Raw genomic sequence first — 26401 nt, forward strand, 5'->3', positions numbered from 1 at the left:
CCGCGACGGTGACACTTTTGGTAGGAGAATCGCATTCTCACTACCAAAGACGTCACCGTCACGCAGGGCCGGAGCAAGAAGTGTCACCGTCGCGCAAAACAACAGCCAAAAGTGTCACCGTCGCTGAAGCGGGCCACCCTGGCCTGCGCGACGGTGACACTTCTTGCAGTTCAGGGGCGCCGAACCGGGCTCACGGGCGCCCAATCGGGGTCACGGGACCGCCGAACCGGGCACGCGGCCGCCAAACCGGGCTCCGACGCCGCCAAACCGAGCGCACGGGACCGCCAAATCGGGTACAGGACCGCAAAACCGAGCTCCGCCGCCGCCAAACAAGCCGGCCCGACGCCGTCAAACCGGATGCACGGCGTCCAGCCCGGCACGGAACTCACCCGCACCCTCAAACCGCCAGACAAACCGAGCTCCGCCGCCGCAAAACCGGATGCACGCCAGCCAAAACGGCCGGCCAAAACGCCCGCCCGACACCCGCCCGCCCGACGCCCCCCTCAGCTGGCCCGGCGCAGTCCGCTCAGCAGCGTGACGATCACCCCGACGATGACCAGTCCCCCGCCGACCGCGAGGGTCACGTTGAGCCAGCCGTGCAGGCTGGACTGGACGGTGACGACGACGGCGTCGGCGGCCGCCCGGATGTCGGTGGACATCGGGGCCAGCGCGTCCTTGAGTCGACCGCGGCCGACCTCGAGTCCGGCCCAGCCGGCCGCCCCGACCAGCAACCCCGAGACGCCGAGGGCGGTCAGGCCCCGGCCGAACCGTCGCGCCGACCACAGCGTCGCGATGGCCCCAGCCGCGGCCAGCACCGCCGCCGCGATCGCGATCCACGGACCCCACACCGCGGCCGGACGCAGCACCCCGGGTCGCAGCCCGTTCGGGGCGGCCTCGGTCAGCGGGATCGGCAACGTCGACGGCACCGTGACACCCAGATCGGACAGGGTCTCCTGGAACGCGGCGTCCGACAGCATCGGGGCCACGTCGATCACCCAGCGGCCCTGCGGATCCACGTCGGAGCGGATGGCGTCGGTGAACATCCAGCGGTGCGCGTAGCGGTTGGCCTGGGCGAACTGCCCGGGGAACTCCGGGCTACGGACATAGGCACCGGCCACCGCGCGGATCACCGCGGGCGTCGCGGTGGCGTCCTCCCGACCGGCCAGCGCGTTGATCTGACTGCTCAGCTCGCCGGCGACGGCCTGCTGCAGGCTCCGGTCGGCGGCGGCGCGCTGTGCCAGCGCGGCGTAACCGTCGGCGCGGACCAGGTTCTGCTGGGCCCAGCCGACCGGCACCGCGACGGCCAGCAGCGCCGTCGTCAGCAACCACAGCAACGCCGTCAGAATGAACCGCACGCGTCGTTCCTCCACCCGATGATCTGTTTGGGACACGCCAGTGTGGCACGCGATCGGGTGTGACCTGCGTCAGCTACCCGCGAGTGGCCGGCAGCCGGGCGGCGGACAGCCGGCCAGTACCGCCGCCGCGGCGACGATCGCGCTGCCCAGCAGCAACCCGCCGACGGTGTCGGTGAAGTAGTGGTAGGTCAACGATTGACCGAGCATCCCCCACACCGTCAGCACCCCGGCGGCGATCACCGCCCAGGTTTTCCAGGCGGCCAGCAGCACCAGCATCCCGAGGACCACCACCAGCACGGTGGTGTGACCGCTGGGATAGGCCCAGGTCCCGCCCTTGGTGCGGCCGAAGAGTTGCTTGCAGGCCGGCACCAGCAGCGTCGTCACCGGGACGGTGACCAGGGCGACCAGTGCCAGCCGGGTGCGCTGCTGCCACAGCGCGATGCCGACACCGACGGCCCAGGCCACCGTCACCACCCGGGCGTCGGAGACGAACAGCAGCACCAGCCGCCAGTCGTAGATCGCGGTGTTGTCCCGCAGGAAGTACCGGTCCACCCGGGTCGAGCCGGTCCCGACGACGCGGGCCAGCCCCGCCATGGCGAGCAGACCGAGCACCGGCCACCAGCGAAAGAGCAGCTGCAGGGGCCGCCACGCCGCCGACGCACGTTGGGCCAAGGGGGTCAGCCGTCGATCAGGCCGCGCAGGTAGGCGGCCTGCCCGAGATGCTGCGCGCAGTCGTCGATGATGCTGACCAGCCGCACCGACGCGGTCACCGGCGGGGTCCACCGGGTGTCGACGATGCGGGACAGTTCCTCGGTGGTCACCGAGGCGATGTACTCCAGGGTGACCCGGTGCACCGCGCGGTAGTAGCCGGCCAGCAGCTCCGCGGACGCGCGCACCTTGCCGGCGTCCTCCGGGCTCTGCCCGTAGCCGGTCTCCTCGGGCGCCAGGCCCAGGGCGAAGCGGTCCACCCAGCCGTCGCGCAGCCAGACCTGCTCGATCCCGGCGATGTCGCAGAGCTGGACGTCCTGCACCCGGGCGCTGTGCCAGATCAGCCAGGCGATGCTGTTGGCCCGCGGGCCCGGCCGGTGCGCGGCCTGCTCGTCGGACAGGCCGTCGGTCAGGGCGTCCACGTGCTCGATCAGGCGGGTGAATGCGTCGCGCAGGATCTCCCGGGCGGCCTGGGCTTGCGACATGGCGCCGACGCTACACCGGTCACCCGATCGGCAACCCCGGACAGCCGGGAAGGTAGCCGATGTCCGGGGACACCCACTCATCCCACTGCTCCCTGCTCATATTTATGGTGAGCTTGTCGCACAGCGCCCGCGGCGCGGCGGTCATCGGCCAGGACCGCACGGTGCCGTCGTCGGATGCCGACAACAGCGCCCCGCCGTTGGGGGTGAAGGCGACCGTCGTCACCCGACCCCGATGTCCGACAAGGGGATCCATCAGCGCGGTGGCCGTGCTGACATCCCACACCCGCACCGTGCCGTCGGCGCCGCCGGAGGCCAGCAGTTCACCGTCGGGGCTGAAGGCGACGCTCCAGATCAGGCCGGTACGACCGAAGACCGGGCCCGGTTCTGCACTGTCCACATCCCAGGTCTGCACCATGCCGTTCATCCCGGCCCCGACGACCGTGCGGCCATCCGGGCTGAAACCGACCGCCAGCGAGTTCTCCTGGGTGAACGGGCCCACCAACGGTTCGCCGACCGGCTCCGCGGTCTCGGCGTCCCAGAGCCGCTCCGAACCGTCGAAGCCGGTCGAGGCCAGGAGCCCCCCATCGGGACTGAAGGCCAGCGCGGTGACCGTGCTGGGGTGAGCGGGGAAGGCATGCAACCGTTTCGGTGCATCGCGGACATCCCAGATCTCGATGAACCCGGCCGCCCCGGCGGCGGCGATGAGGTCGCCGCCGGGGCTGAAGACCGCCGCCCACAACGGCTTCCCGGGCCGGGGCGGCAGGGTCTGGACCGCGCCGTCGGCCGCATCCCAGATCCGGAAGGAGCCGTCGAAACCGGCCGCCGCGATCCGATGACCATCGGGCGAAAACGACAGCTCACCCACCTCTTTGGTGTGTCCGGTCAGCGCGGGACCCACCCGATTCCCCTCGGCGTCCCAGCGCGCCACGATGCCATCGCCGGCCCCGGTCACCAGCTGCTCACCATCGGGGCTGATCGCCAGGGCGGTCAGCGGGACCTCGGCGCGGATGATCGGCGACGTTGCGCGCGGATTCCAGATCCGGATCGACATGTCGTCGGCGCCGCTGACCAGGCGGCCGTCCGGCAGGAATGCCAGAGCCCGCACGGTGGCGGTGTGGCCGGCCATCGGCTCACCCAACGGTTGCTGCGTTGCGGTGTCCCAACGGTGCACCAGATGGTCCTCGCCGGCAACGGCGAGTGACGCACCATCGGGGCCGAAGGCAACGCTGGTCAGCATCTCCGGCCCGGAGGTCATCGGCTCACCGATCGGGGCTCCGGTGGTGCCGTCCCACAACCGGACCGTGCCGGCACCGCCGGCGCTCGCCAGCCGATCGCCGTCGGGGCCGAACGCCAACCCATCACCGGCTCCCCACCGTTGCCGGTGTCGGCCAGCGGGTTGAGGTCGCGGTCCCAGATGCGGATGACGCCGTCGGTACCGGCGGCGGCCAGCCGGCGCCGGTCCGGGCTGAACACCACGGCCCGCACCACCGGGGCACCGGTGCGGGCGGCGCGGAGCTGCCTCCCGGTCTCGGCGTCCCACAGCCGCAGCTCGCCGTCGGAGTCGCCGGTGGCCAGCCTGCGGCCGTCGGGGCTGTAGGTCACGCTGATGACCTGGGCGTTGACGGCCAGCAGCGGGTCGGCCGGCAGTTCGCCGGAGTCCGCGTCGACGATCCGCACGGTCCCGTCGGCACCGCTGCTGGCGATCCGGCGCCCATCGGGCCCGAAGGCGACCGATCCGATCGCCTTGGCGTGCTCGGCCACCGGTGGCGCCACCGGATCTCCGGTGGCGGTATCCCAGACCCGCAGTTGCCCCGCGCTGTCACCGACGGCCAGCCGGCGCCCGTCCGGACTGACCGCGACGGCGTTGACCGCGGGGCATTCGCAGAAGATGAGCTTCTCGGTGTCGGCCCGACGGGCCAGCGCGTTGCGGGTCGGCCCGGTCGAGGTCTGCGGATCGAGGTTTTCGGCGGCCAGGATCTGTTGGAAGGCACGGAAATCCGAGCCGGGCAGAGTGCCGGCCAGCATGCCCTGGGCCTCGGCGGTCAGCTTCCGGGCGACGGCCACCCGCATGTTGTGCTCGGCCTGGCGCTGGGCGAGGGCCGCGATACCCGCGGCGACCGTGGCCGCCACCGTCAGCATCGCCAGCCCGGCGACCGCGGCCCGGCGCAGGCGCCGGAACCGACGCTGCTCACGCAGGTCTTCCCCGGCCAACTCGTATTTCGATCTGCCGTGGATGGGGGCCGCCAGATCGGTCAGCCGGTCCCGGAATCCGGCCTCGGCGGGATCCCACGGCGCGTCGCCGGACAGGTCGACGAACAGCGGTTCGGCCCCCAGCGTCGCGGCCCGGGTGAGTATCGGCAGTGCCGCATCGGAGGCCTCCGGGTCGAAGCGGCCGGTGGACTCGTCCCACACCAGGGTGCCGCCGACCAACGCGAAGATGATCTGCGCCGGGCCGCGTCGGTCCAACCAGTACTCGACCTCGCGACTGACCCAGTGCGAGGTGACCGCCCGCGGAGACAGCAGCACGACCAGGTAGCGCGCGGAGTCCATCGCCTCGCGCACCCGGCCCCACAGGTCCGGGTTGGCGCTCAGGTCGGTGGCGTCGCGGAACACCCGCAGTGCATGCAACCGGCCCGCCCGCCGCCCGATCCGGTGCAGTCCGCGCTGGATGCCCGCGGCCGCGGCGGCATCGGCATGACTGTAGGACAGAAATGCGTCGTAGGCATCGGCCACCGGTTCACCCCCGAAACCAGGTTCGCCCCGCGCGTGCGGTTGCGCACGAAAATCGAAAAAACCCGGCCTGCCGAAGCAGACCGGGTTTCCTCGAGTTCGAACTCAGAAGTCCATGCCACCCATGCCACCGGTCGGGTCGCCGACGGGAGCGGCGGCCTTCTCCGGCTTGTCGGCCACGACGGCCTCGGTGGTCAGGAACAGCGCGGCGATGGAGGCCGCGTTCTGCAGGGCAGAACGGGTCACCTTCACCGGGTCGGCAACGCCGGCCTTCAGCAGGTCCTCGTACTCGCCGGTGGCGGCGTTGAGGCCGGTGCCCGCCGCCGAGTTGGTGACCTTCTCGGCGACAACGCCCGGCTCCAGGCCGGCGTTGAAGGCGATCTGCTTGAGCGGGGCCGACAGCGCAACACGCACGATGTTGGCGCCGGTGGCCTCGTCACCGGTCAGCGACAGCTCGTCGAGCGCCGGAGCCGACTGCAGCAGAGCCACGCCACCACCGGCGACGATGCCCTCCTCGACGGCGGCCTTGGCGTTACGCACGGCATCCTCGATGCGGTGCTTGCGCTCCTTGAGCTCCACCTCGGTGGCAGCGCCGGCCTTGATCACCGCAACACCGCCGGCCAGCTTGGCCAGGCGCTCCTGCAGCTTCTCGCGGTCGTAGTCGGAGTCGCTGTTCTCGATCTCGGTGCGGATCTGGGCCACCCGGCCGGCGATGGCGTCGGAATCACCGGCACCCTCGACGATGGTGGTCTCATCCTTGGTCACCACGACCTTGCGGGCGGTGCCCAGCAGCGCGACGTCGGCGGTCTCCAGGGACAGCCCGACCTCTTCGCTGATGACCTGGCCACCGGTGAGGATCGCCATGTCCTGCAGCATCGCCTTGCGGCGGTCACCGAAGCCCGGGGCCTTGACGGCGACGGACTTGAAGGTGCCGCGGATCTTGTTGACCACCAGGGTCGACAGGGCCTCGCCCTCGACGTCCTCGGCGATGATCAGCAGCGGCTTGCCGGCCTGGATGACCTTCTCCAGCAGCGGCAGCAGGTCCTTGACGGTCGAGATCTTGGAGCTGACCAGAAGGATGTAGGGATCCTCCAGGACGGCTTCCTGACGCTCGGCGTCGGTGACGAAGTAGCCCGAGATGTAGCCCTTGTCGAAGCGCATGCCCTCGGTGAGCTCCAGCTGCAGCCCGAAGGTGTTGGACTCCTCGACGGTGATGACACCCTCGTTGCCGACCTTGTCCATCGCCTCGGCGATCAGGTCACCGATGGTCTGGTCGCCCGCGGAGATCCCGGCGGTGGCAGCGATCTGCTCCTTGGTCTCGACCTCCTTGGCCGAGGCCAGCAGGGTCGAAGAGACCTTCTCGACGGCCTTCTCGATGCCGCGCTTCAGGCCGAGCGGGTTGGCGCCGGCCGCGACGTTGCGCAGGCCCTCACGAACCAAGGCCTGAGCCAGCACGGTGGCGGTGGTGGTGCCGTCGCCCGCGACGTCGTCGGTCTTCTTGGCGACTTCCTTGACCAGCTCGGCGCCGATCTTCTCGTACGGGTCCTCCAGCTCGATCTCCTTGGCGATGGACACACCATCGTTGGTGATCGTGGGGGCGCCCCACTTCTTCTCCAGGACGACGTTGCGGCCCTTGGGCCCCAGCGTCACCTTTACCGCGTCGGCGAGGGCGTTCAGGCCCCGCTCGAGACCGCGACGGGCCTCTTCGTCGTACGCAATTTGCTTGGCCATTGCGAAGTATTCCTCCGGATTGGGGGTGACTCGTTACTTACGCTGGCCGGGTGCAGTGCCCGCGACGGACGGCCGTGGGCTAACGGAAGCCCTGCCTCACCGTCCCGACCTGGCACTCACCGGTCGTGAGTGCCAACAGCATTCTTAGCACTCGACATAAGAGAGTGCAAGGTCGTGCCGTCGGGTGGGCGCCGGTTTCCCTCACAGCGATACCGGGCGGCCGCCGATGCCGCCGCCGCGCTCCGTGCCCGCCGTCGAGCTCCGCTCAGTGCCCGTTCGAGCTGCGCTCAGTGCCCGCCGTCGAGCTCCGCTCAGTGCCCGTTCGAGAACACCAGCAGCTCGACGCGCTGCCCGGTGTCCACCACCAGCAGTGACTCGGCGTCGGTCGGGGTGCCGTGCGCGGTCGTCGCCGGCAGGGGGGACGAGCCGGCATGCGCAGTGGTCGCGGCCAGCCGGGTGGTCGGGGTGCAGTTCAGGCCGGCATTCTCGACGAAGCTCTCCACGACCTCGTCGGCGCAGCTCACCGGCCGCAGCGGCGGAAAGTCCGGGTTGGCGGCGGCCACCGCGGCCGAGGTCGCGTCGAAGTCGGCCGGGGCGCCGTAGCGGACCCAGTAGCTGTCGGCGCCGGTGAACACCAGGTAGCCGGTCGCGTCGGCGAACTCAAAACCGTCCGGGACGGTGACGCCGCGGCGTTCCAGCGCCGTCGCGGCGTCCTGCCGGTCCATCGGCTGAAAGCCCCTGTCCTCGGTGCCGCCGAAACCCGCCAGCACCCCCCAGGCGAACAGCCCGATGACCGCCACCCCGGCCAGCGCCGTCACCCCGGCCACCGCGATCAGCGCGATCTGCCACCAGCGCAGCCGTGTCCTCATGGTCTCCAGGCTAGGTGGACCCGGCGGTGGTCGGGCACGGGAATTCCGGTGTCATAGCGACGAATCCCGGCCAAACGGACCCCGAGCGCACCCTTCCGACACGCCGCATCCGGGCGTACCGTTCTGCACATCCGGAGATCGCGTCGAGAGTCCCGGGCGGCCGGTCCCGGGCGGAACGGCGTCAAGGAGACCGGCATGTTCGGTACCCGCACACTCATCCCCGCGGCGCTCGCCGCGGCCCTGCTGGTACCGCTCGCCCCGGCCGGTCACGCCGAGCAGGCCGTGCTGATCCCGGGGGCGACGGTGCTCAAACCGATCAACCCGCTGTACCCGCTCGTCGCCACCAGCTACCCGGCGATCGGCCTGCACTTCCACAGCGATCCGGACCCCCAACTGGTCGACTACTCCCAGGAGGCGCTGGCCGCCGATTTCGCGCTGCGCGACGGCCTGGCCCGGTCCAACGCCACGCTGCGCCAGGCCCGCAGCACCGCAGCCGAGACCGACGGCAAGGTGGTGGTCATCGGCGAATCGATGGGCTCGATGGTCGCCGCGAGGTTGGCTGCCGACCTGGAGCACCAACCCGACGCCCCCGACCCGGCGGACATCCGGTTCGTCCTGATCGCCCCGCCGGAGGCCGGTGTCGCCGAGTACTTCCCGGCGGGCACCTTCATTCCGGTGCTGAACTACCGGGTCAGTCGCATTCCGGAGACGCCCTACGACACCACCCTGGTCATCGGGGAGTACGACGGCTGGTCCGATCCGCCCGATCGGCCATGGAATCTGCTGGCTTCGGCCAACGCGCTGCTGGGCATTGCCTACGTGCACGGCCCCCCGGTGGCGGCGACCGACCTGTCGACCGTGCCCGCCGACCACATCAGCACCGCGACCAACACCAAGGGCGGCACGGTCACCACGGTTCTCGCGCCGACGCGCAACCTCCCGCTGACCCAACCGCTGCGCGACCTCGGGGTGCCCGGGGCGCTGGTGGACCGGGCCGATCGGGTGCTGCGCCCGGTCATCGACTCCGGCTACCGCCGCCACGACCGGCCCGGCGACACTCGCCCGTACCTGTACGACGGTCAGATCCGCCGCGACGCCGCGGCGACGAACCCGCTTCGGCAGCTACGCTCAGCCACCGACGATCCGGCCGCCGACAAGCAAGCCGCCGAACCGGCCGCCGAACCCCGCGCGCTGGTCCGGCGCATCCGGGCCGGGCTGCGCGAGAAGGTCACCGCCGGCCTTCAGCCGTCGCCCCGCAAACCCGCCGGACCGCAGCCGGCGAGCCGGCCGGCCGACGGCGGCGACGGCACGCCGTCCTGACGCCGCTTCGACGCTCCCGGGTTCCCGCAGGACACGCCGCGACGATATGCGTGCGGCCAAATCGCTGCCCTAGACTGCAACCCGATCGATTGGAGTCTTCGGGTGCCGGCTGACATAGCGCCCAGCACCCAGAGTCTGCGGGGCTGGCAGCGACGGGCGCTGGTCAAATACCTGGCCGCCAAGCCACGTGATTTCCTGGCCGTGGCGACCCCCGGCGCAGGTAAGACCACCTTCGCCCTGCGGATCGCCGCCGAACTGCTGGCCGAGCGGACCGTCGAGACCGTCACCATCGTGGTGCCCACCGAACACCTGAAGGTGCAGTGGGCACAAGCCGCGGCCCGGATGGGCATCGCGCTGGACCCGCGGTTCTCCAACTCGAACTCGCAGACCTCCTCGGACTACCACGGCGTCGTCGTCACCTACGCCCAGGTCGCCAGCCATCCGGCCCGGCACCGGGTGCGCACCGAGAACCGCAAGACCCTGGTCATCTTCGACGAGATCCACCACGGCGGGGACGCCAAGAGCTGGGGCGAGGCGATCCGGGAGGCCTTCGACGACGCCGCCCGCCGGCTGGCCCTGACCGGTACCCCGTTCCGCAGCGACGACAGCCCGATCCCGTTCGTCGACTACGAACCCGACAACGCCGGGTTCCTGCGGTCCAAGGCCGACCACGTCTACGGCTACTCCGACGCGCTGGCCGACGGGGTGGTCCGCCCGGTGGTGTTCCTGGCGTACTCCGGGGAGGCCCGCTGGCGGGACTCGGCCGGCGAGGAGTACGCCGCCCGGCTCGGCGAGCCGCTGAGCGCCGAGCACACCGCGCGGGCCTGGCGCACCGCGCTGGACCCGGCCGGCCAGTGGATGCCGGCGGTGATCGCCGCCGCCGACCGCCGGCTAACCCAGAAGCGCGAACACGTGCCCGATGCTGGCGGGATGATCCTGGCCTCGGACCAGACCGCCGCCCGGGCCTACGCGGAGTTGCTGCGCACCATCACCGGTGAGCCGCCCGCCGTCGTGCTCTCCGACGACCCGACCGCCTCCGACCGGATCAGCGCGTTCTCCGACTCGACGTCGAAGTGGCTGGTCGCGGTGCGGATGGTGTCCGAGGGGGTGGACGTGCCCCGGCTGTCGGTCGGCGTCTACGCCACCAGCGCCTCGACGCCACTGTTCTTCGCCCAGGCGATCGGCCGGTTCGTCCGGTCCCGGCGCCAGGGCGAGACGGCCAGCATCTTCCTGCCGTCGGTGCCGAACCTGCTGCAGCTGGCCAGCGAACTGGAGGAGCAGCGCAACCACGTCCTGGGCAAGCCGCACCGCGAATCCACCGGCGACGACGAGGATCCGCTGGACGCCGAGCTGGCCGCGCAGCGCCGCGAGGAGAAGGCCGAGGAGGAGAAGGGCTTTGAGTCCCTCGGCGCCGACGCCGAGCTCGACCAGGTGATCTTCGACGGCTCGTCGTTCGGCACCGCGACCCCCGCGGGCAGCGACGAGGAGGCCGACTACCTCGGCATCCCGGGCCTGCTGGACGCCGGCCAGATGCGCGACCTGCTGTCCCGGCGCCAGGACGAGCAGCTGCAGAAGCGCACCGCCTCCGGGGAGCTGCCGAAGCTGGCGTCCACCCACGGGCAGCTGCGGGAACTGCGCCGCGAGCTCAACGCGCTGGTGTCGGCGACGCACCACAAGTCCGGCAAGCCGCACGGCTGGATCCACAACGAGCTGCGCCGGCGCTGCGGCGGACCGCCGGTGGCCGCGGCCTCCCGGGACCAGCTGGCCGCCCGGATCGAGCAGATCCGGATCCTGCACCGCGAGCTGTAACCCGCCCGCCGGGGCGGGTCAGGCCGGGATCCGCACCGGGAACAGTTCGTGCTCGCCCCGGATGCCCTTGAGCTCGACGACCCGCGGGGCCCCCAGCTCGATGTCCGGGTCGTCGACGACGGCGTCGCGGACCTCCTCGCTGATCAGGATCTCCCCGCCGGCGGCCGCCGCCGCGACCCGGGCGGCCATCGCCACATTGCGGCCGAACAGGTCGTCGCCGCGGCGCACCGAACTGCCCCGGTGCATCCCGATCCGGACCCGGATGGGTTGGCCCCGGTCCGGCTTGGCCAGCGCCCGCTGGATGTCGATGCCGCAGGCCACCGCCTGCCCCGGGTCGGCGAACGCGATCATGAAGCCGTCGCCCTGGTTCTTCACCACGTGCCCGCGGTGCTCCTCGACCAGCCTGCTGACCAGCTTGTTGTGCCGGTCCAGGACCCTCACCCAGTCCCGGTCACCGAGGGATTCGTTGAGTTCGGTCGAGCCCTCGATGTCGGAGAACGCGATCACCACCTCACCGTCGGCGGTCAGCCGGGCCAGGTCCGGCCGCTCCACCCGGGCCCACCCGGCCAGGTCCTCGATCGAGTTGCGCACCGTCGCCCCGATGCCCTTGGTGAGCAGCGAATCGGCGGTCTGCCACACCGTCTTGACCGCCAGCGGGGCGATCCCGATCCGACGGCGACGACGGCGGCCCGCCGCCTCGTGGAGCTCGGTCAGCTCGGCGCGCGCGGCGGCCAACTGCCGTCGGGACACCGCCAGCAGCACCGCCAGAGTGATGATCGCGGCCAGCGCCAGCACCCCGGCCGCCGCCGCCAGCACGATTCGCTCGTCCACGCCCCGACCCTAGGCGGTACCCGCGGTCCCGGTCCGTATGTTGAGTGCCATGAACCGCAACTGGAGCGAGGCCGACGTCCCCGAGCAGGCCGGCCGGGTCGCCATCGTCACCGGATCCAACACCGGGCTGGGCTATGAGACCGCGCGGGTGCTGGCCGGCCGCGGGGCCACCGTGGTGCTGGCCGTGCGGGACACCGCCAAGGGCGAACAGGCCGCCGAGGAGATCCGCGCGCTGAGCCCGGCCGGGGCGGTGTCGGTGCAGCGCCTCGACCTGGGTTCGCTGGAATCGGTGCACACCGCCGCGACCGAGCTCAAGGCCGCCCACCCCCGCATCGACCTGCTGATCAACAACGCCGGGGTGATGTACCCGTCGCCGCGGCAGACCACCTCCGACGGCTTCGAGCTGCAGTTCGGCACCAATCACCTGGGCCATTTCGCGCTGACCGGCCTGCTGCTGGAGAACCTGCTGCCGGTGCCCGACTCCCGGGTGGTGGTGGTCGCCTCGGTGGCGCACCGGATCCGGGCGGGCATCCACTTCGACGATCTGCAGTGGACCCGCGGCTACGACCGGGTCGCGGCGTACGGCCAATCCAAGCTGGCGAATCTGATGTTCGCCTACGAGCTGCAGCGCCGGCTGTCGGCCGACGACGCCGACACCATCGCGGTGGCCGCCCACCCCGGCATCTCCGACACCGAGCTGATGCGTCACCTGCCCGCCCTGATCCGGCCGGGCTTCAAGGCGATCGCGCCGGTCGTCGTGCAGAACGCGGCCGCCGGTGCGCTGCCCACCCTGCGCGCGGCCACCGACCCGGCGGTGATCGGCGGGCAGTACTACGGTCCCGACGGCCTCGGGGAGCTGCGTGGGCGGCCCAGGCCGGTCGGATCGTCGCGGGAGTCCCGCGACCCGGCCGTCGCGCAACGGCTGTGGGAGGTCTCCGAGAAGCTGACCGGCGTCACCTTCCCGCTCTGACCGGCCGGCGGCACCGTCACCGCGGCACCGCCACCGCGGCACCGCCACCCGGCCCGGTTGCCCCGGCCCGCACATAGCGCGCCGCGCCCCCGGCGGCCTTCTCTAGACTGGCGCGGTGGCCCGACGCCCCCGAACGTCCGAAACAGCGCACCTGCTCGGACTGATCCGCTCCCAGATCCCTCCCATGCACCGCGCCGGTGTGCCGTTCGTCGGCGCCGGACTCGCGGTCGCCGCCCTCGGCTACCGGCGCCGCTGGGTGCGGACGGCGGGCCTGGCCGCCGCCGCCGCCAACGCCGCGTTCTTCCGGGAACCGACCCGGGTGCCGCCGACCCGGCCCGGCGTCATCGTCGCCCCCGCCGACGGCCAGGTCTGCCTGATCGAGCACGTCGCGCCGCCGCCGGAACTCGGCCTCGGTGACGAGCCGCGGCTGCGGATCTCGATCTTCCTGTCGGTGCTCGACGCGCACGTGCAGCGCGCGCCGGTCGGCGGCGAGGTGATCGCCGCCGTGCACCAGCCCGGACGGTTCCTGTCCGCCGACCTGCCCGAGGCCTCCGACGCCAACGAACGCAACAGCGTCGTCATCCGCACCGCCGACGGGCACGAGGTGATCGCGGTGCAGATCGCCGGGCTGATCGCCCGGCGGATCGTCTGCGACGTCGGCGCCGGGGACCACCTGGAGATCGGCGCCACCTACGGCCTGATCCGGTTCGGGTCCCGGCTGGACACCTACCTGCCGGCCGGTGCGGTGCCGCAGGTCGCCCTCGGCCAGCGCGCCGTCGGCGCCGAGACCGTGCTGGCGGAGCTTCCGCGGTGAAACCCCGGATCAAACCCCAATCCGGGTTGCGCATCCTGCCGTCGGCGATGACCGTCGCGGCGATCTGCTTCGGGCTGTCGGCGGTCAAGCTGTGCCTGGACGCCCTGAACCACCCCGATCCGGAAAGCCGCTACACGGTGGCGATGGCGTTCCTGGCGGTCGCGGCGATCCTGGACGCGCTCGACGGCCGGGCCGCCCGGATGCTGGGCGCCACCTCCCGGATGGGTGAGGAGATCGACTCGCTGGCCGATGCCGTCAACTTCGGCGTCGCCCCGGCGTTCATCGTCTACCTGAGCCTGTTCCACAACACACCGCTGGCCCAGACCGGCTGGGTGGTCGCCCTGCTGTACGCGGTCTGCATCGTGCTGCGGCTGGCCCGGTTCAACGCCCGCCTGCACGGCGACGGGCCGGCCTACGAGCAGCAGTTCTTCACCGGGATGCCGGCCCCGGCGGGCGCCATCGGCGCGATCGGCCCGCTGGCCGCCAAGCTGCAGTTCCCCGACACCTCCTGGTGGGACACCATCGCCGCGCAGTGGGTGGTGATCGGCTGGATGGTCGGGGTGTCGCTGCTGGTGGTCAGCACCATCCCGATGCGCAAGATCCACACCTTCACCGTGCCGAAGAAGATGGCGGTGCCGCTGCTGGCGGTGCTGGCGCTGTTCATCGCGGCCGCCATCCAGCAGGGCTACCTGGTGATCCTGATGATCATCGCCGCCTACGTGATCCACATCCCGTTCGCGGTGCGCTCCCGGGCCTGGCTGGCCGGCCACCCCGAGGTGTGGGACGACAAACCCAAGCAGCAGCGTCAGGCCCGGCGGGAGATCCGCCGCGCCGCGCACCCCAACCGAAAGGTGATGCGCCGCTCGGCCGCCCGGCTGGGACTGCGCAAACCCGGCGGAAAGTGATCGGCGTGGCCCCGCAGCTGACCCTGACCGCGCGGTTGAACACCGCCGCGCTGGACTCCCGCCGCGGTGTGGTCCGGCTGCACCCGGAGGCCATCGCCGCGCTCGGCCTGCGCGAATGGGACGCGGTGTCGCTGACCGGGTCGCGCAGCACCGCCGCCGTCGTCGGGGCGGCCGGGCCGGGAGTGCCGACCGGCACCGCGCTGCTCGACGACGTGACGCTGTCCAACGCCGGGCTGCGCGAGGACGCGACCGTCGTGATCGCCCCGGTCACCGTGTACGGCGCCCGGTCGGTGACGGTCACCGGGTCGGCGCTGGCCGCCGGCTCGGTATCGCCGGCCACGCTGCGCCGGGCACTGCTGGGCAAGGTGATGACCGTCGGCGACACCGTGTCGCTGCTGCCGCGGGACCTCGGCCCCGGCACCTCGACGTCGGCGGCCAGCTCGGCGCTGGCCGCGGCGGTCGGCATCACCTGGACCTCCGAGCTGCTGACGGTGTCGGCGGTCGATCCGGCCGGACCGGTCAGCGTGCAGCCCAACTCGGTGGTGACCTGGTCCGACGGCGCCGCCCCGGCCCCCACCGCTACCCCGGACCCAACCGCACCGCGCCGCCCGGCGGTGCCGTTCGACGACCTCAAGGGCTGCCACCTCCCGGCGGCCAAGCTGGCCGAATGGCTCAAGCTGTCCCTGGACCAGCCCGAGCTGCTGGCCACCCTCGGCGCCGAAAGCAACCTCGGGGTGCTGGTCACCGGGCCGGCCGGGGTCGGCAAGGCCACCCTGGTGCGCAGCGTGTGCGCCGAGCGGCAGCTCGTCGAACTCGACGGCCCGGAGATCGGCGCGCTGGCCGCCGAGGACCGGCTGGCCGCGGTCCGCGACGCCGCCGCGGCGGTGCGCCGCACCGGCGGGGTGCTGCTGATCGCCGACGTCGACGCGCTGCTGCCGGCCCCCGGCGAGCGCCCCACCGAGCCGGTGTCGAACCTGATCCTGGCCGAGCTGCGCGACCTGGTCGCGGCCGACGGCGCGGCGTTCATCGCGACCTCCGCGCTGCCCGACGGGCTGGACCCGCGGCTGCGCGCCCCCGAACTGTGCGACCGCGAGCTCGGGCTGAGCCTGCCCGACGGCACCACCCGCCGCCAGCTGCTGGAGGTGCTGCTGCGCGACGTGCCCGCCGGCGAGCTGGACCTGGCCGCGATCGCCGACCGGACCCCGGGGTTCGTGGCCGCCGACCTGGCCGCGCTGATCCGGGAGGCCGCGCTGCGGGCCGCGGCCCGGGCCAGCGCCGACGGCGGCGCGCCGCGGCTGGACCAGGACGACCTGGCCGGCGCGTTGACGGTGATCCGGCCGCTGTCCCGATCGGCCACCGAGGAGGTGGCGGTCGGCTCGGTCACCCTCGACGACGTCGGGGACATGGTCGAGACCAAGCAGGCGCTGACCGAGGCGGTGCTGTGGCCGCTGCAGCACCCCGACACCTTCGCCCGGCTCGGCGTCGACCCGCCGCGCGGGGTGCTGCTGTACGGGCCGCCCGGCTGCGGCAAGACCTTCCTGGTGCGGGCACTGGCCAGCTCGGGCCGGCTGTCGGTGCACGCCGTCAAGGGCGCCGAGCTGATGGACAAGTGGGTCGGCGCCAGCGAACGCGCGGTGCGCGACCTGTTCCGGCGGGCCCGCGATTCGGCGCCGTCGCTGGTGTTCCTCGACGAGATCGACGCGCTGGCCCCGCGGCGCGGGCAGAGCACCGATTCGGGGGTGACCGATCGGGTGGTCGCCGCGCTGCTGACCGAGCTCGACGGCATCGACCCGCTGCGCGACGTGGTGGTGCTCGGCGCCACCAACCGCCCCGACCTGATCGACCCGGCGCTGCTGCGGCCGGGCCGGCTGGAGAAGCTGGTGTTCGTCGCCCCGCCGGACGCCGACGCCCGCCGGGAGATCCTGCGCACCGCGGCCCGCTCGGTGCCGCTGGCCGACGGCGTCGACCTCGATGCGCTGGCCGCCGACCTGGACGGCTACAGCGCCGCGGACTGTGTGGCGCTGCTGCGGGAGGCCGCGCTGACCGCGATGCGCCGCTCGATCGACGCCGCCGACGTGACCGCCGCCGACATCGACACCGCCCGGGCGAAGGTGCGGCCGTCGCTGGATCCGGCGCAGGTGGCCGCGCTGCAGGCGTTCGCCGCGGGCCGCTGACCCTGCGGCGTCCCGGCCCCGCCGTCGCACCGAGCCAACTGCCCCGCCGGGCCCGACCACCAGTAAAGTTGCACAAGCCCTAGCCGTTTCCGGCTGACACCCCGAACGCCGGCGTCTCCGCGCCGAGAGGTAGGAGTGCCGTGCTCGCCGTCCTGTTCGCGCATGCGATCGCCGCTGTGCTGGCGCCGCTGCTGGTGAACCGGTGGGGACGACGGGCCTTCTACCCGCTGGCGCTGGTGCCGCTGGCGTCGCTGGGCTGGGTGGCCGGCAACTGGCCGTCGAACGGTCACGCCGCGACCCTGCACATCCAGTGGGTGCCGGAGCTGTCGATGGACATCGACCTGCGCTTCGACTCGCTGGCCGCGATGATGAGCGTGCTGGTGCTCGGCATCGGCGCGCTGGTGCTGTGCTACTGCGCCGAGTACTTCCACCACCACGACGAGCACACCGAGAAGCGGCTGCCGAGCTTCGCCGCCGAACTCGTGGCGTTCTCCGGCACCATGTTCGGCCTGGTGGTCAGCGACAACATGCTGGTGCTGTACGTGTTCTGGGAACTGACCTCGGTGCTGTCGTTCCTGCTGGTCGGGCACTACGCCGAACGCGCAACCAGCCGCCGCGCCGCCACCCAGGCGCTGCTGGTCACCACCTTCGGCGGGCTGGCCATGCTGGTCGGCATCATCATCGTCGGCCAGGCCGCGGGCAGCTTCCTGCTCTCCGACGTCGTCACCCACCCACCGGCCGGGACCGCCGTCAGCGTCGCGCTGGCGCTCATCCTGATCGGTGCGCTGAGCAAGTCGGCCATCGTCCCGATGCACTTCTGGCTGCCCGGCGCGATGGCCGCCCCCACCCCGGTCAGCGCCTACCTGCACGCGGCGGCCATGGTGAAGGCCGGGGTCTACCTGATCGCCCGGCTGGCGCCCGGCTTCGCCGACGCCGCACCCTGGCGGCCGATGATCGTCGGGCTCGGCGTGCTGACGGTGCTGCTGGCCGGCTGGCGCGCGGTCCGCGAATACGACCTCAAACTGATCCTGGCGTTCGGCACGGTCAGCCAGCTCGGCCTGATCGCGGTGCTGGTCGGCGTCGGCGACGGCGACACCATGCTGGCCGGGCTGGCCATGCTGTGCGCGCACGCGATGTTCAAGGCGACGCTGTTCATGGTGGTCGGGGTGATCGACCATGCCACCGGCACCCGGGACATCCGCAAGCTGGCCTGGCTCGGATCCCGGGCACCGGTGCTGCTCGCCATCGCCGCCGCGGCCACCGCCAGCATGGCCGCCGTCCCACCGTTCCTCGGGTTCGTCGCCAAGGAGGCCGCGTTCCAGACGCTGCTGTCCACCGCGGCGCTCGGCGGCTGGGGTCCCTGGGTGCTCGGCGCGCTGGTCGTCGGCGCGACGTTCACCACCATCTACAGCCTGCGGTTCCTGTGGGGCGCGTTCGGCCGCAAGGGTCTGCGGGAACCGTCCATGCGAGTGCGCGAACTGCACCGGCCGCCGCCGTCGTTCCTGGCCGCCCCGGCGGTGCTGGCCGCCGCCGGGCTGCTGCTCGGGCTGTTCCCCGGCGCGCTGGAGCGGCTGATCGGCGGCTACCCGGGCAGCTTGGCCGGCCGCACCGGCTACCACCTGGGCCTGTGGCACGGCCTCGGGCTGCCGGTGCTGCTGTCGGCGCTGGTGCTGACCGTCGGCGCCGTCGCGTTCGTCGCCCGGGCCCGGTTGCACGATTTCCGGCTGGGCACCCCGCCGCTGGGCAACGCCGACCGGATCTACGACGCCACCCTGCGCGGCCTGGAGTTCGCCGCGCTGCGACTGACCGCGGCGACCCAGCGCGGTTCGCTGCCGTTCACCCAGTCGGTGATCCTGGCGACCCTGGTGGTGCTGCCCTCCACGGTGCTGTTCCTCGGCTCCCGCAACGCCCCGGAGCTGGCGCTGTGGGACACCCCGATCCAGTCCTGGATCGGGATGCTGATGCTGGCGGCGGCGGTCGGGGCGATCGTGATGCGCAACCGACTGGCCGCGGTGCTGCTGGTCGGGCTGACCGGCTACGGCTGCGGCACCATTTTCGCCTTCCACGGCGCCCCCGACCTGGCGCTGACCCAGTACCTGGTGGAGACCCTGACGCTGGTCTTCTTCGTGCTGGTGCTGCGCGCGCTGCCCGCCGAAACCGATGTCCGCAGCCGGCGGCACGTGCTGCCGCGGGCGGTGCTGGCGCTGGCCGTCGGGGCGGCGGTCAGCGTGGCGGCCGCCTTCGCGATCGCCGCGCGCAGCGGACGCAGCGTTGCCGAACTGCTGCCCGACGCGGCCTACCTGCGCGGCCACGGCGCCAACACCGTCAACGTGATCCTGGTCGACGTCCGGGCCTGGGACACCCTCGGCGAGATCTCGGTGCTGCTGGTGGCCGCCACCGGGGTGGCCTCGCTGGTGTTCCGGCATCACCGGTTCGGCACCGCGCCCCGGGTGGCCGACGCCAACCCGATGCCCGACGTCACGCCGGTGCCCTACAGCCCCGCCGTCGGCGACATCACCTGGCTGCGCGGCAGCGACTACCGCGACCCGCGCTATCGCTCGCTGGTCCTGGAGATCGCCACCCGGTTCATCTTCCCGCTGATCATGGTGGCCTCGGTGTACTTCTTCTTCGCCGGGCACAACACCCCCGGCGGCGGATTCGCCGGGGGTCTGACCGCCGGGCTGGCCCTGGTGCTGCGCTACCTGGCCGGTGGCCGCTACGAGCTCGGCGAAACCCTGCCGCTGGACGCCGGCAAGATCCTCGGGGTGGGCCTTGGCCTGTCCGCGGGCACCGCGGTCGCCTCGCTGCTGGCCGGCGCGCCCGCACTGTCCTCGGCGCTGATCGAGTTCGACGTCCCGGTGTTGGGGCACGTGAAGATGGTCACCGCGCTGTTCTTCGACCTCGGGGTGTACCTGATCGTCGTCGGCCTGGTGCTCGACGTGCTGCGCAGCCTCGGCGCCCGGCTGGACACCGAGATCGGCGAATCCGGCACCACCCCCAACGCGGCGGTCAGCGGATGACCGTCTACCTGTTCCCCCTGCTGCTGATCGGCGCGCTGACCTCCTGCGGGGTGTACCTGCTGCTGGAGCGCAACCTGACCCGCATCCTGCTGGGCCTGTTCCTGATCAGCAACGCGCTGAACCTGCTGCTCCTGGTCGCGGGCGGACCGTCCGGCAACCCGCCGATCCGCGGCTACAGCAGTGCCGATCAGACCGGCACCGCCGACCCGCTGGCCCAGGCGATGATCCTGACCTCCATCGTCATCACCATGGGCGTGGCCGCGTTCGTGCTGGCGCTGACCTATCGGTCCTACCGATTGACCACCGCCGACGACGTCGCCGACGACGACGAGGACACCCGGGTCTCCCGGGAGGCCGAGGAGGGCCCGCCGGCGGAAATCGATGAGGACGAGCCGGTCACCCACCCCGACACCGACGAGCCCGACGAACTGGACGCCCTACCCGGCCCCGCGGAGGACCGATGATGTCCTGGCCGCAGCTGGCGCAGCTGCTGATCCCGCTGCCGGTGCTGATCCCGATGGTGGCCGCGGCGCTGACGCTGTTCGGCAGTCGGCGCCCGCGCGGGCAGCGGCTGATCACCCTGGCCGCGCTGGCCCTGGTCACCGCGGTGTGCGGGGTGCTGCTGTACCTGACCGACCGGCACGGCACGCTGGTGCTGCAGGTCGGCGGCTGGGGGTCGCCCGCCGAGGCGGGCTACGGCCCGCTGGGCATCAGCCTGGTGGTGGACCGGCTGTCGGCGCTGATGCTGGTGGTGTCCTCGATCGTGCTGCTGGCGGTGGTGTTCTACGCCATCGGGCAGGGCGTGCGCGACGGCGACGACCGCCAGCCGGTGTCGATCTTCCTGCCCACCTACCTGGTGCTGTCGGCCGGTGTCTGCAACGCCTTCCTGGCCGGTGACCTGTTCAACCTGTTCGTCGGGTTCGAGGTGCTGCTGACCGCCAGCTTCGTGCTGCTGACCATCGGCGCCAGCCGCACCCGGGTGCGGGCGGGCATCTCCTACGTGATGGTGTCGATGGTGTCGTCGCTGATCTTCCTGTTCGGGATCGCGCTGGCCTATGCCGCCACCGGCACGCTGAACATGGCCGAGCTGGCGCTGCGACTGGACCACGTCGAATCCGGTACCCGCACCGCCATCTACGCGGTGCTGCTGGTGGCGTTCGGGATCAAGGCCGCGGTGTTCCCGCTGTCCACCTGGCTGCCCGACTCCTACCCCACCGCTCCGGCCCCGGTGACCGCGGTGTTCGCCGGCCTGCTCACCAAGGTCGGCGTGTACGCCATCATCCGCTCGCACGCCCTGCTGTTCCCCGGCGGCAGCCTGGACACGGTGCTGATGGTGGCCGGGTTGCTGACCATGATCGTCGGCATCCTCGGCGCGGTCGCCCAGAGCGACATCAAGCGGCTGTTGTCGTTCACGCTGGTCAGCCATATCGGCTACATGGTGTTCGGCATCGCGCTGTCCACCGGGCTGGGCATGGCCGGCGCCATCTACTACGTGGCGCACCACATCATCGTGCAGACCACGCTGTTCCTGGTGGTCGGGCTGATCGAACGGCAGGCCGGCGCCTCGACGCTGCGCCGGCTCGGCGGGCTGGCGGCGGCCAGCCCGCTGCTGGCGCTGGTCTTCGCGGTGCCCGCGCTCAACCTGGGCGGCATCCCGCCGTTCTCCGGGTTCATCGGGAAGGTGGCGCTGCTGGAGGCCGGCGGCCGGGAGGGGTCGGTGCTGGCCTGGCTGCTGGTCGCGGGAGCGGTGCTGACCAGCCTGCTGACCCTGTGGGTGGTCACCCGGATCTGGACCAAGGCGTTCTGGCGGGCCCGGGCCGACGCGCCGGAGGGCGCGCTGGCGATGGCGGCACCGTCGGCGCTGCTCGACGAGGCCGACGACATCGAGTTCGCCGACCGTGACGACGTCGGCCGGATGCCGGTGTCCATGCTGATCCCGACCATGGCGCTGATCGCCGTCGGGCTGGCGCTGACGGTGTTCGCCGGGCCGATCTTCGGCTACGCCGAGCGGGCGGCGACCCAGGTGATCGACCGCGGCGAGTACATCTCGGCGGTGCTGGGGACCGGCTCATGACCCGGCCGGGCCTGCGTCAGCGGGCGGTGCGGCTGGCCATGCTGGCCTGGCTGGTCGCGGTGTGGATGCTGCTGTGGGGCGACGTGTCCTGGGCGAACCTGCTCTCCGGCCTGGTGCTCGCGCTGCTGATCACCTTCGCGTTGCCGCTGCCACCGGTGCCGGTGCAGAGCCGGGTCCGCCCGCTGGGGGTGCTGCGGCTGGTCGGCTACCTGGCGGTGAACCTGGTGGTGTCCAGTCTGCAGACCGCGTGGCTGGCGATCCGGCCCGGACCGCCACCGCTGACCGCGGTGCTGCGCGCGCAGCTGGCGATCCGCTCGGACCTGATGCTGGCGCTGGCCGTCAACATCATCAACCTGACCCCGGGCACCATCGTGCTGGAGATCGACCAGGTCCGCCGGATCGTCTACATCCACGTGCTCGACGTGGGCTCGCAGCGGGCCGTCGCCAAGTTCTACGCGCAGGTCCAGCAGGTGGAGCGGCTGGTCAATGCGGCCTTCCCGCCGATCGAGGACGCGCAGTCGGGAGCCCTGTCATGAGCGCGGTCTTCGTCGTCGCCGGGACGCTGCTGATGCTGGCCGCCGCGATCACCATGTATCGGCTGCTGGCCGGGCCCAGCACGCTGGACCGCCTGGTCGCGCTGGACACCCTGGTCGCGGTCACCATGTGCGGGGTGGGCGCCTGGGCGGCGTTCAGCCTGGACACCTCGGTGACCTACAGCCTGGCGGCGCTGGCGCTGATCAGTTTCGTCGGCTCGGTCAGCATCGCCCGGTTCCGGGTGCCCGACACCGACACCCCCAACGACCCGGAGCGCCGATCCTGATGAGCATCTCCGACATCGTCGCCGCAACGCTGATCCTGGCCGGGTCGGCGCTGGCGCTGACCGCCGCGATGGGCGTGGTCCGGTTCCCCGACACCCTCTCACGCATGCACGCCGCCACCAAGCCGCAGGTGCTCGGGCTGCTGCTGGTGCTGGCCGGGGCGGCGATCCGGCTGCGCGGCAACGTCGACGTCGGCATGCTGATCCTGACCGGGATGTTCACCCTGATCACCGCGCCGGTGGTGGCCCAGCGGGTGGGCCAGCTGGCCTACCGGGAGCAGAACCTCACCGAGCGGCTCGCCGTCGACGAGTTTGAGGACTGAACGAGTCCGCGGTGTAGCGACACTGCGCCGCGATCAGCGCAGCCGCCAGGACTCATAGGAGCGGGGATCCTCGGCCGGCTCCAGGTGAATGATCGGGACCAGGCCGTCGACGGCCAACCGAAGCTGCTGCTCGACGGCCTCGCCCAGGTCGTGGCCGCGCTGCACCGGCCAGTCGCCGGGGACCAGCATGTGCAGCTGCAGAAAGCGTTGCCGCCCGGAGACTCGGCTGCGCAGATCGTGGAAGCTCACCTCGCCGCCGCGGAAACCGTCGAGCACCTGCTGCACCGCCGCCAGCTCCGCATCGGGCATCGCCACATCCATCAGCCCGGACAGCGACCGCCGGACCAGCAGGAATCCCACCACCAGGATGTTGATCGCGACGCCGATGGCGACCAGCGCGTCCAGCGGCAGCCAGCCGGTCAGCGCGACCAGCCCCACCCCGACCACCACGCCCGCGGTGGTCCACACGTCGGTCAGCAGGTGTTTGCCGTCGGCCTCCAGCGCCAGCGACCGATGCGTCCGGCCGACCCGCAGCAGCAGCGTGCCGACCACCCCGTTAACCCCGGCCGCAACCACCGAGATGAGCAGGCCGACGCCGAGGTTCTGCAACGGCTGCGGGTTGCGCAGCCGCTCCACGGCGCTGATCAGGATGACCGTGGCGGCCGCCGCGATCAGCAGCCCCTCCAGCACCGCGGAGAGGTATTCGACCTTGGAGTGGCCGAAGTTGTGCCGCCGGTCCGGCGGCCGGGCCGCGACCCGCAACGCCATGAAGGTGACGACGGCGGCGATCAGGTTGACGACGGATTCCGCGGCGTCGGAGAGCAGGCCGACCGATCCGGTCAGCGCCCAAGCGCCCGTCTTGAGGGTGATCGTCGCGATCGCGGCGGCGATACTCAGCAGCCCCCACCGGCTCAGGTCGTGCGCCGAGGTCTGCATCCGCTCATCGTCTCCCGTCGGGCCCGCCCGGCCGGACCCAGGCTGCCCTCACCGTTGGCTCTCGAAGGCCAGCAGCGCCGCCGCGGTCGCCACCGCATCACGCAGCGCCGCCATCCGCGGCACCGGGCCGGGCGCGGCGAGCACCGCGTACTTGTCGGCCGGCCCGATCGGCACCCCGGCGGCCAGCGCGAACAGCCGCGGACCGTCCTGCTCGGGCAGGCCGGCGAACACCTCGTCGCGGGCCGGCAAGGTCAGCCCGCGGGCGGCGGCGAGATCGCCGAGCAGCGCCCAGATCTCGTCCTGCAACGCCAGCATGTCCGACGGCACCACCTCGCCGGGCTCGTCCGGCCAGGGGTCGATCTCGGCGCGCGGATAGGGATCGTCGGGCAGCCAGCGGCGCACCCGGATCCGCTCGGCCATCACGGCCCGCAGCTGATAGCGGCCGCCGCCGACGGCGGTGTGCTCGACAATCCGGGCCAGCGCCCCCACCTCGCAGCGGCTGTCCCCGCCGCCGACCTCCCGCCCGCGGGAGATCAGCACCACCCCGAACACCGGGTCCGCGGCGGCCAGGCAGTCGGCGACCAGCGCCGAATAGCGTGGCTCGAAGATCCGCAGCGGCAGCAGCTCGCCGGGCAGCAGCGCCGACTGCAGCGGGAACATCGGCGTGGCGGTCACCGGCTCAGACGTCCAGCTCGCCGATCAGCGAATCGACCACCGCGCGCAGGTCACCCTCGTGCTCCTCGGCGACCCGGCGCTGCCGCTGGTACGACGCGCCCTCGCGCGGGATGTCGGCCACCGCGCGCAGGTCGTCGGCGCAGTCCAGCGAGCGGGCGACCGGCTCCAGCCGGTTCAGCAGCTCGTCGAGGTCCTCGGTGACGAGCCGCTCATTGCTGTCGGAGTCCAGGATGATGACGGCGTCCAGGCCGTAGCGGGCCGCGCGCCACTTGTTCTCCTGCACGTGCCACGGCGGCATGGTGGGCAGTTCCTCGCCGGCGTCCAGCCGCCGGTCCAGATCAACGATCAGGCAGTGCGTCAGCGCCACCAGCGCGGCGAGCTCGCGCAGGTTGGACACCCCGTCGAAGACCCGCACCTCGATGGTGCCCAGGTGCGGCGACGGCCTGATGTCCCACCGGATCTCGTTGATGTGGTCGATGATGCCGGTCTTCTTCTGGTCGTAGACGAAGCCCTCGAACTCGTTCCAGGTCTGGAACTGGAACGGCAGGCCCGCCGTCGGCAGCTGCTGGAACATCATCGCCCGGTTGCTGGCGTAGCCGGTGTCGCCGCCCTCCCACCAGGGCGAGGACGCCGACAGCGCCAGCAGGTGCGGGTACTGGTTGAGCAGCGAGGAGATGATCGGCATCACCTTGTGCGCCGAAGACACCCCGACGTGCACGTGCACGCCCCAGATCAGCATCTGGCGGCCCCACCACTGGGTGCGGTTGATCAGCTCGGCGTAGCGCTGCCCCTCGGTCAGCTGCTGGGCATGCCATTCGGCGAACGGGTGGGTGCCCGCGCAGAACAGCTCCATGCCGCGGGCGTGCACCACGTCGCGCACCGAGCCGAGGGTGCCGCGCAGGTCCGCCATCGCGGCGACGGAGTTCTCGCAGATGCCGGTCACCACCTCGATGGTGTTGCGCAGCATCTCCTTGTGCACCCGCGGGTTCTCGCCGACCTCGGCGATCACCGAGGACGCCTCGTTGGACAGGTCGCGGGTGTCGGCGTCGACGAGAGCGAACTCCCACTCGACGCCGACCGTCGGCCGGGCTGACCCGGCGAATCGGATCCGCTCGCTGTTACTCGGCGCCGATGACACCGCAGGCAACCCGCTGCCCCGCGTCGCCGGTGGCGATGGTGTTCGCGTCCGGCCCGGCGACGCCGTCGGCCTGGTAGCGCTCCGGGATGTTGGCGAAGTTGTCCGAATCCTGGTGGATCATCAGCGCGGTCTTCGCGCCGGCGAGCAGGTCTTCCTCGGTGAAGGCGTCGGTGGTGGTCACCAGCAGCGCCGAGCCGTCCTCGCGGACCTGCAGCGAGCTCAGGTCGCCGCTGCTCGGGTGGCCGCTGTGGCCGGGGGCCTGGAAGTGCCCGCCGGCGGACAGGAACGCGCCGGGCGCGCCGCCGGCCGGGGCCACCGAGTTGGCCTCGCACTTGCCGACCGAATGCACGTGCACGCCGTGGAAGCCGGGGGTCAGCTTGCCGGTGCCGGTGCTCTCCACGGTGATCTTGACGTAGCCGGGGTTGAACTCCAGGGTGGCGGTCGCGACCTCGGCGCCCTCGACATTGCGCATCGGGACGATCAGCGAGTTGGCACCCGGGGCGTTCTCGGCGGGGGTGGCGTGCTCGGTGGCCGTCCCGTGGCCGGTGGCGGTGCCCGGGTCGGGCGCGCCCGTCCAGATCGACGGGGTGGTTCCCGGGCTGTCCGAGGGAACCTCCCCGGGCGGGGCGCACGCGCTCAGCAGCGCGACCGGTGCGGCGAACAGGACTGCGACGGCTGTTTTACCCCACAGCTGTGGGCGAGCGGGCTTGACCATGG

At 72.0% G+C, this 26401-nt stretch carries 24 protein-coding genes; 12 read left to right on the top strand and 12 right to left on the bottom strand.

The annotated features are described in order from the left end of the window. Positions 1-503 precede the first annotated feature (503 nt). The 7 genes from G6N10_RS11310 to G6N10_RS11340 all read right to left on the bottom strand — a co-directional run bounded on the left by G6N10_RS11310 (position 504) and on the right by G6N10_RS11340 (position 7878). Positions 504-1355, bottom strand: coding sequence for a hypothetical protein (locus G6N10_RS11310; RefSeq protein ID WP_085096096.1), 852 nt, complete (start codon positions 1353-1355; stop codon positions 504-506). Between the two features lie 69 nt (positions 1356-1424). Next, on the bottom strand, positions 1425-2027 hold the full coding sequence (locus G6N10_RS11315) for a phosphatase PAP2 family protein (RefSeq protein WP_179962833.1): 603 nt from the start codon (positions 2025-2027) through the stop codon (positions 1425-1427). A 5-nt stretch (positions 2028-2032) separates the two neighbouring features. Next, complete coding sequence (locus G6N10_RS11320) at positions 2033-2548, bottom strand: mycothiol transferase (protein ID WP_085096094.1); 516 nt, start codon at positions 2546-2548, stop codon at positions 2033-2035. A 19-nt stretch (positions 2549-2567) separates the two neighbouring features. After that, positions 2568-3902, bottom strand: a complete 1335-nt coding sequence (locus G6N10_RS11325) for a WD40 repeat domain-containing protein (protein ID WP_085096092.1) — start codon at positions 3900-3902, stop codon at positions 2568-2570. Further along, positions 3800-5281 carry a toll/interleukin-1 receptor and WD40 repeat domain-containing protein gene (locus tag G6N10_RS11330; RefSeq protein ID WP_085096090.1) on the bottom strand — a complete coding sequence of 494 codons (1482 nt, stop codon included), beginning with the start codon at positions 5279-5281 and terminating at the stop codon, positions 3800-3802. The genes G6N10_RS11325 and G6N10_RS11330 overlap by 103 nt, the downstream gene beginning before the upstream one ends. 102 nt (positions 5282-5383) lie before the next feature. Continuing rightward, entirely contained in the window at positions 5384-7009 is a 1626-nt protein-coding gene (gene groL, locus G6N10_RS11335; RefSeq protein WP_085096089.1) for a chaperonin GroEL, read from the bottom strand. 311 nt (positions 7010-7320) lie between these two features. Next, on the bottom strand, positions 7321-7878 hold the full coding sequence (locus G6N10_RS11340) for a hypothetical protein (protein WP_085096087.1): 558 nt from the start codon (positions 7876-7878) through the stop codon (positions 7321-7323). Between the two features lie 195 nt (positions 7879-8073). On the opposite strand from G6N10_RS11340, the gene G6N10_RS11345 reads away from it, so the two are divergent. Both G6N10_RS11345 and G6N10_RS11350 read left to right on the top strand, forming a co-directional pair. Beyond that, on the top strand, positions 8074-9198 hold the full coding sequence (locus G6N10_RS11345; protein WP_085096085.1) for a PE-PPE domain-containing protein: 1125 nt from the start codon (positions 8074-8076) through the stop codon (positions 9196-9198). A gap of 102 nt (positions 9199-9300) precedes the next feature. Continuing rightward, positions 9301-11007 (top strand): DEAD/DEAH box helicase, encoded by a 1707-nt coding sequence (locus G6N10_RS11350; RefSeq protein ID WP_085096083.1) that lies wholly within the window; start codon positions 9301-9303, stop codon positions 11005-11007. A gap of 18 nt (positions 11008-11025) precedes the next feature. Here G6N10_RS11350 and G6N10_RS11355 read toward each other — a convergent pair whose 3' ends face one another. Continuing rightward, positions 11026-11838 (bottom strand): adenylate/guanylate cyclase domain-containing protein, encoded by an 813-nt coding sequence (locus G6N10_RS11355; RefSeq protein WP_109750506.1) that lies wholly within the window; start codon positions 11836-11838, stop codon positions 11026-11028. A 49-nt stretch (positions 11839-11887) separates the two neighbouring features. Here G6N10_RS11355 and G6N10_RS11360 point away from each other — a divergent pair, with 49 nt between their 5' ends. The 10 genes from G6N10_RS11360 (at position 11888) to mnhG (ending at position 22935) form a co-directional block, all read left to right on the top strand. Then, entirely contained in the window at positions 11888-12808 is a 921-nt protein-coding gene (locus G6N10_RS11360) for an SDR family NAD(P)-dependent oxidoreductase (protein ID WP_085096081.1), read from the top strand. Positions 12809-12923: 115 nt separating this feature from the next. Continuing rightward, positions 12924-13622, top strand: coding sequence for a phosphatidylserine decarboxylase (locus tag G6N10_RS11365; protein ID WP_085096079.1), 699 nt, complete (start codon positions 12924-12926; stop codon positions 13620-13622). Beyond that, entirely contained in the window at positions 13619-14527 is a 909-nt protein-coding gene (locus G6N10_RS11370; RefSeq protein ID WP_085096077.1) for a CDP-alcohol phosphatidyltransferase family protein, read from the top strand. The genes G6N10_RS11365 and G6N10_RS11370 overlap by 4 nt, the downstream gene beginning before the upstream one ends. Before the next feature lie 5 nt (positions 14528-14532). Then, a complete protein-coding gene (locus tag G6N10_RS11375; RefSeq protein WP_085096205.1) occupies positions 14533-16701 on the top strand; it encodes an AAA family ATPase in 2169 nt (722 codons plus the stop codon). A gap of 140 nt (positions 16702-16841) precedes the next feature. After that, positions 16842-19721: a Na+/H+ antiporter subunit A gene (locus G6N10_RS11380; RefSeq protein WP_085096075.1), complete on the top strand. Its 2880-nt coding sequence runs from the start codon at positions 16842-16844 to the stop codon at positions 19719-19721. Further along, complete coding sequence (locus G6N10_RS11385) at positions 19718-20185, top strand: Na(+)/H(+) antiporter subunit C (protein WP_085096073.1); 468 nt, start codon at positions 19718-19720, stop codon at positions 20183-20185. The genes G6N10_RS11380 and G6N10_RS11385 overlap by 4 nt, the downstream gene beginning before the upstream one ends. Further along, complete coding sequence (locus G6N10_RS11390; RefSeq protein WP_085096071.1) at positions 20185-21795, top strand: Na+/H+ antiporter subunit D; 1611 nt, start codon at positions 20185-20187, stop codon at positions 21793-21795. The genes G6N10_RS11385 and G6N10_RS11390 overlap by 1 nt, the downstream gene beginning before the upstream one ends. Continuing rightward, on the top strand, positions 21792-22331 hold the full coding sequence (locus G6N10_RS11395; RefSeq protein ID WP_085096069.1) for a Na+/H+ antiporter subunit E: 540 nt from the start codon (positions 21792-21794) through the stop codon (positions 22329-22331). The genes G6N10_RS11390 and G6N10_RS11395 overlap by 4 nt, the downstream gene beginning before the upstream one ends. Next, positions 22328-22615 carry a monovalent cation/H+ antiporter complex subunit F gene (locus G6N10_RS11400; protein WP_085096067.1) on the top strand — a complete coding sequence of 96 codons (288 nt, stop codon included), beginning with the start codon at positions 22328-22330 and terminating at the stop codon, positions 22613-22615. The genes G6N10_RS11395 and G6N10_RS11400 overlap by 4 nt, the downstream gene beginning before the upstream one ends. Further along, positions 22615-22935: a monovalent cation/H(+) antiporter subunit G gene (gene mnhG / locus G6N10_RS11405; protein ID WP_085096066.1), complete on the top strand. Its 321-nt coding sequence runs from the start codon at positions 22615-22617 to the stop codon at positions 22933-22935. Before G6N10_RS11400 ends, mnhG begins: the two co-directional genes overlap by 1 nt. A gap of 33 nt (positions 22936-22968) precedes the next feature. On the opposite strand, the gene G6N10_RS11410 is transcribed toward mnhG, so the two are convergent. The 4 genes from G6N10_RS11410 to sodC are packed head-to-tail and all read right to left on the bottom strand — an operon-like array spanning position 22969 to position 26399. Further along, entirely contained in the window at positions 22969-23871 is a 903-nt protein-coding gene (locus G6N10_RS11410; protein WP_085096064.1) for a cation diffusion facilitator family transporter, read from the bottom strand. Positions 23872-23919: 48 nt separating this feature from the next. Then, positions 23920-24531: an LON peptidase substrate-binding domain-containing protein gene (locus tag G6N10_RS11415; protein ID WP_109750515.1), complete on the bottom strand. Its 612-nt coding sequence runs from the start codon at positions 24529-24531 to the stop codon at positions 23920-23922. 19 nt (positions 24532-24550) lie between these two features. Then, entirely contained in the window at positions 24551-25684 is a 1134-nt protein-coding gene (locus G6N10_RS11420) for a glutamate--cysteine ligase (protein WP_085096060.1), read from the bottom strand. Continuing rightward, positions 25665-26399 carry a superoxide dismutase[Cu-Zn] gene (gene sodC, locus G6N10_RS11425; RefSeq protein WP_085096058.1) on the bottom strand — a complete coding sequence of 245 codons (735 nt, stop codon included), beginning with the start codon at positions 26397-26399 and terminating at the stop codon, positions 25665-25667. The genes G6N10_RS11420 and sodC overlap by 20 nt, the downstream gene beginning before the upstream one ends. Positions 26400-26401: the final 2 nt, after the last annotated feature.

Origin of the sequence: Mycolicibacterium fallax (genome assembly GCF_010726955.1) — a bacterium.
Lineage (GTDB): Bacteria > Actinomycetota > Actinomycetes > Mycobacteriales > Mycobacteriaceae > Mycobacterium > Mycobacterium fallax.

Coding starts and splice junctions, on each gene's coding strand:
- G6N10_RS11320 (WP_085096094.1), bottom strand. CDS start 2,548: ATGTCGCAAGCCCAGGCCGCCCGGGAGATCCTGCGCGACGCATTCACC.
- groL (WP_085096089.1), bottom strand. CDS start 7,009: ATGGCCAAGCAAATTGCGTACGACGAAGAGGCCCGTCGCGGTCTCGAG.
- G6N10_RS11340 (WP_085096087.1), bottom strand. CDS start 7,878: ATGAGGACACGGCTGCGCTGGTGGCAGATCGCGCTGATCGCGGTGGCC.
- G6N10_RS11345 (WP_085096085.1), top strand. CDS start 8,074: ATGTTCGGTACCCGCACACTCATCCCCGCGGCGCTCGCCGCGGCCCTG.
- G6N10_RS11360 (WP_085096081.1), top strand. CDS start 11,888: ATGAACCGCAACTGGAGCGAGGCCGACGTCCCCGAGCAGGCCGGCCGG.
- G6N10_RS11385 (WP_085096073.1), top strand. CDS start 19,718: ATGACCGTCTACCTGTTCCCCCTGCTGCTGATCGGCGCGCTGACCTCC.
- G6N10_RS11390 (WP_085096071.1), top strand. CDS start 20,185: ATGTCCTGGCCGCAGCTGGCGCAGCTGCTGATCCCGCTGCCGGTGCTG.
- G6N10_RS11395 (WP_085096069.1), top strand. CDS start 21,792: ATGACCCGGCCGGGCCTGCGTCAGCGGGCGGTGCGGCTGGCCATGCTG.
- G6N10_RS11400 (WP_085096067.1), top strand. CDS start 22,328: ATGAGCGCGGTCTTCGTCGTCGCCGGGACGCTGCTGATGCTGGCCGCC.
- mnhG (WP_085096066.1), top strand. CDS start 22,615: ATGAGCATCTCCGACATCGTCGCCGCAACGCTGATCCTGGCCGGGTCG.
- G6N10_RS11410 (WP_085096064.1), bottom strand. CDS start 23,871: ATGCAGACCTCGGCGCACGACCTGAGCCGGTGGGGGCTGCTGAGTATC.
- G6N10_RS11415 (WP_109750515.1), bottom strand. CDS start 24,531: ATGTTCCCGCTGCAGTCGGCGCTGCTGCCCGGCGAGCTGCTGCCGCTG.
- sodC (WP_085096058.1), bottom strand. CDS start 26,399: ATGGTCAAGCCCGCTCGCCCACAGCTGTGGGGTAAAACAGCCGTCGCA.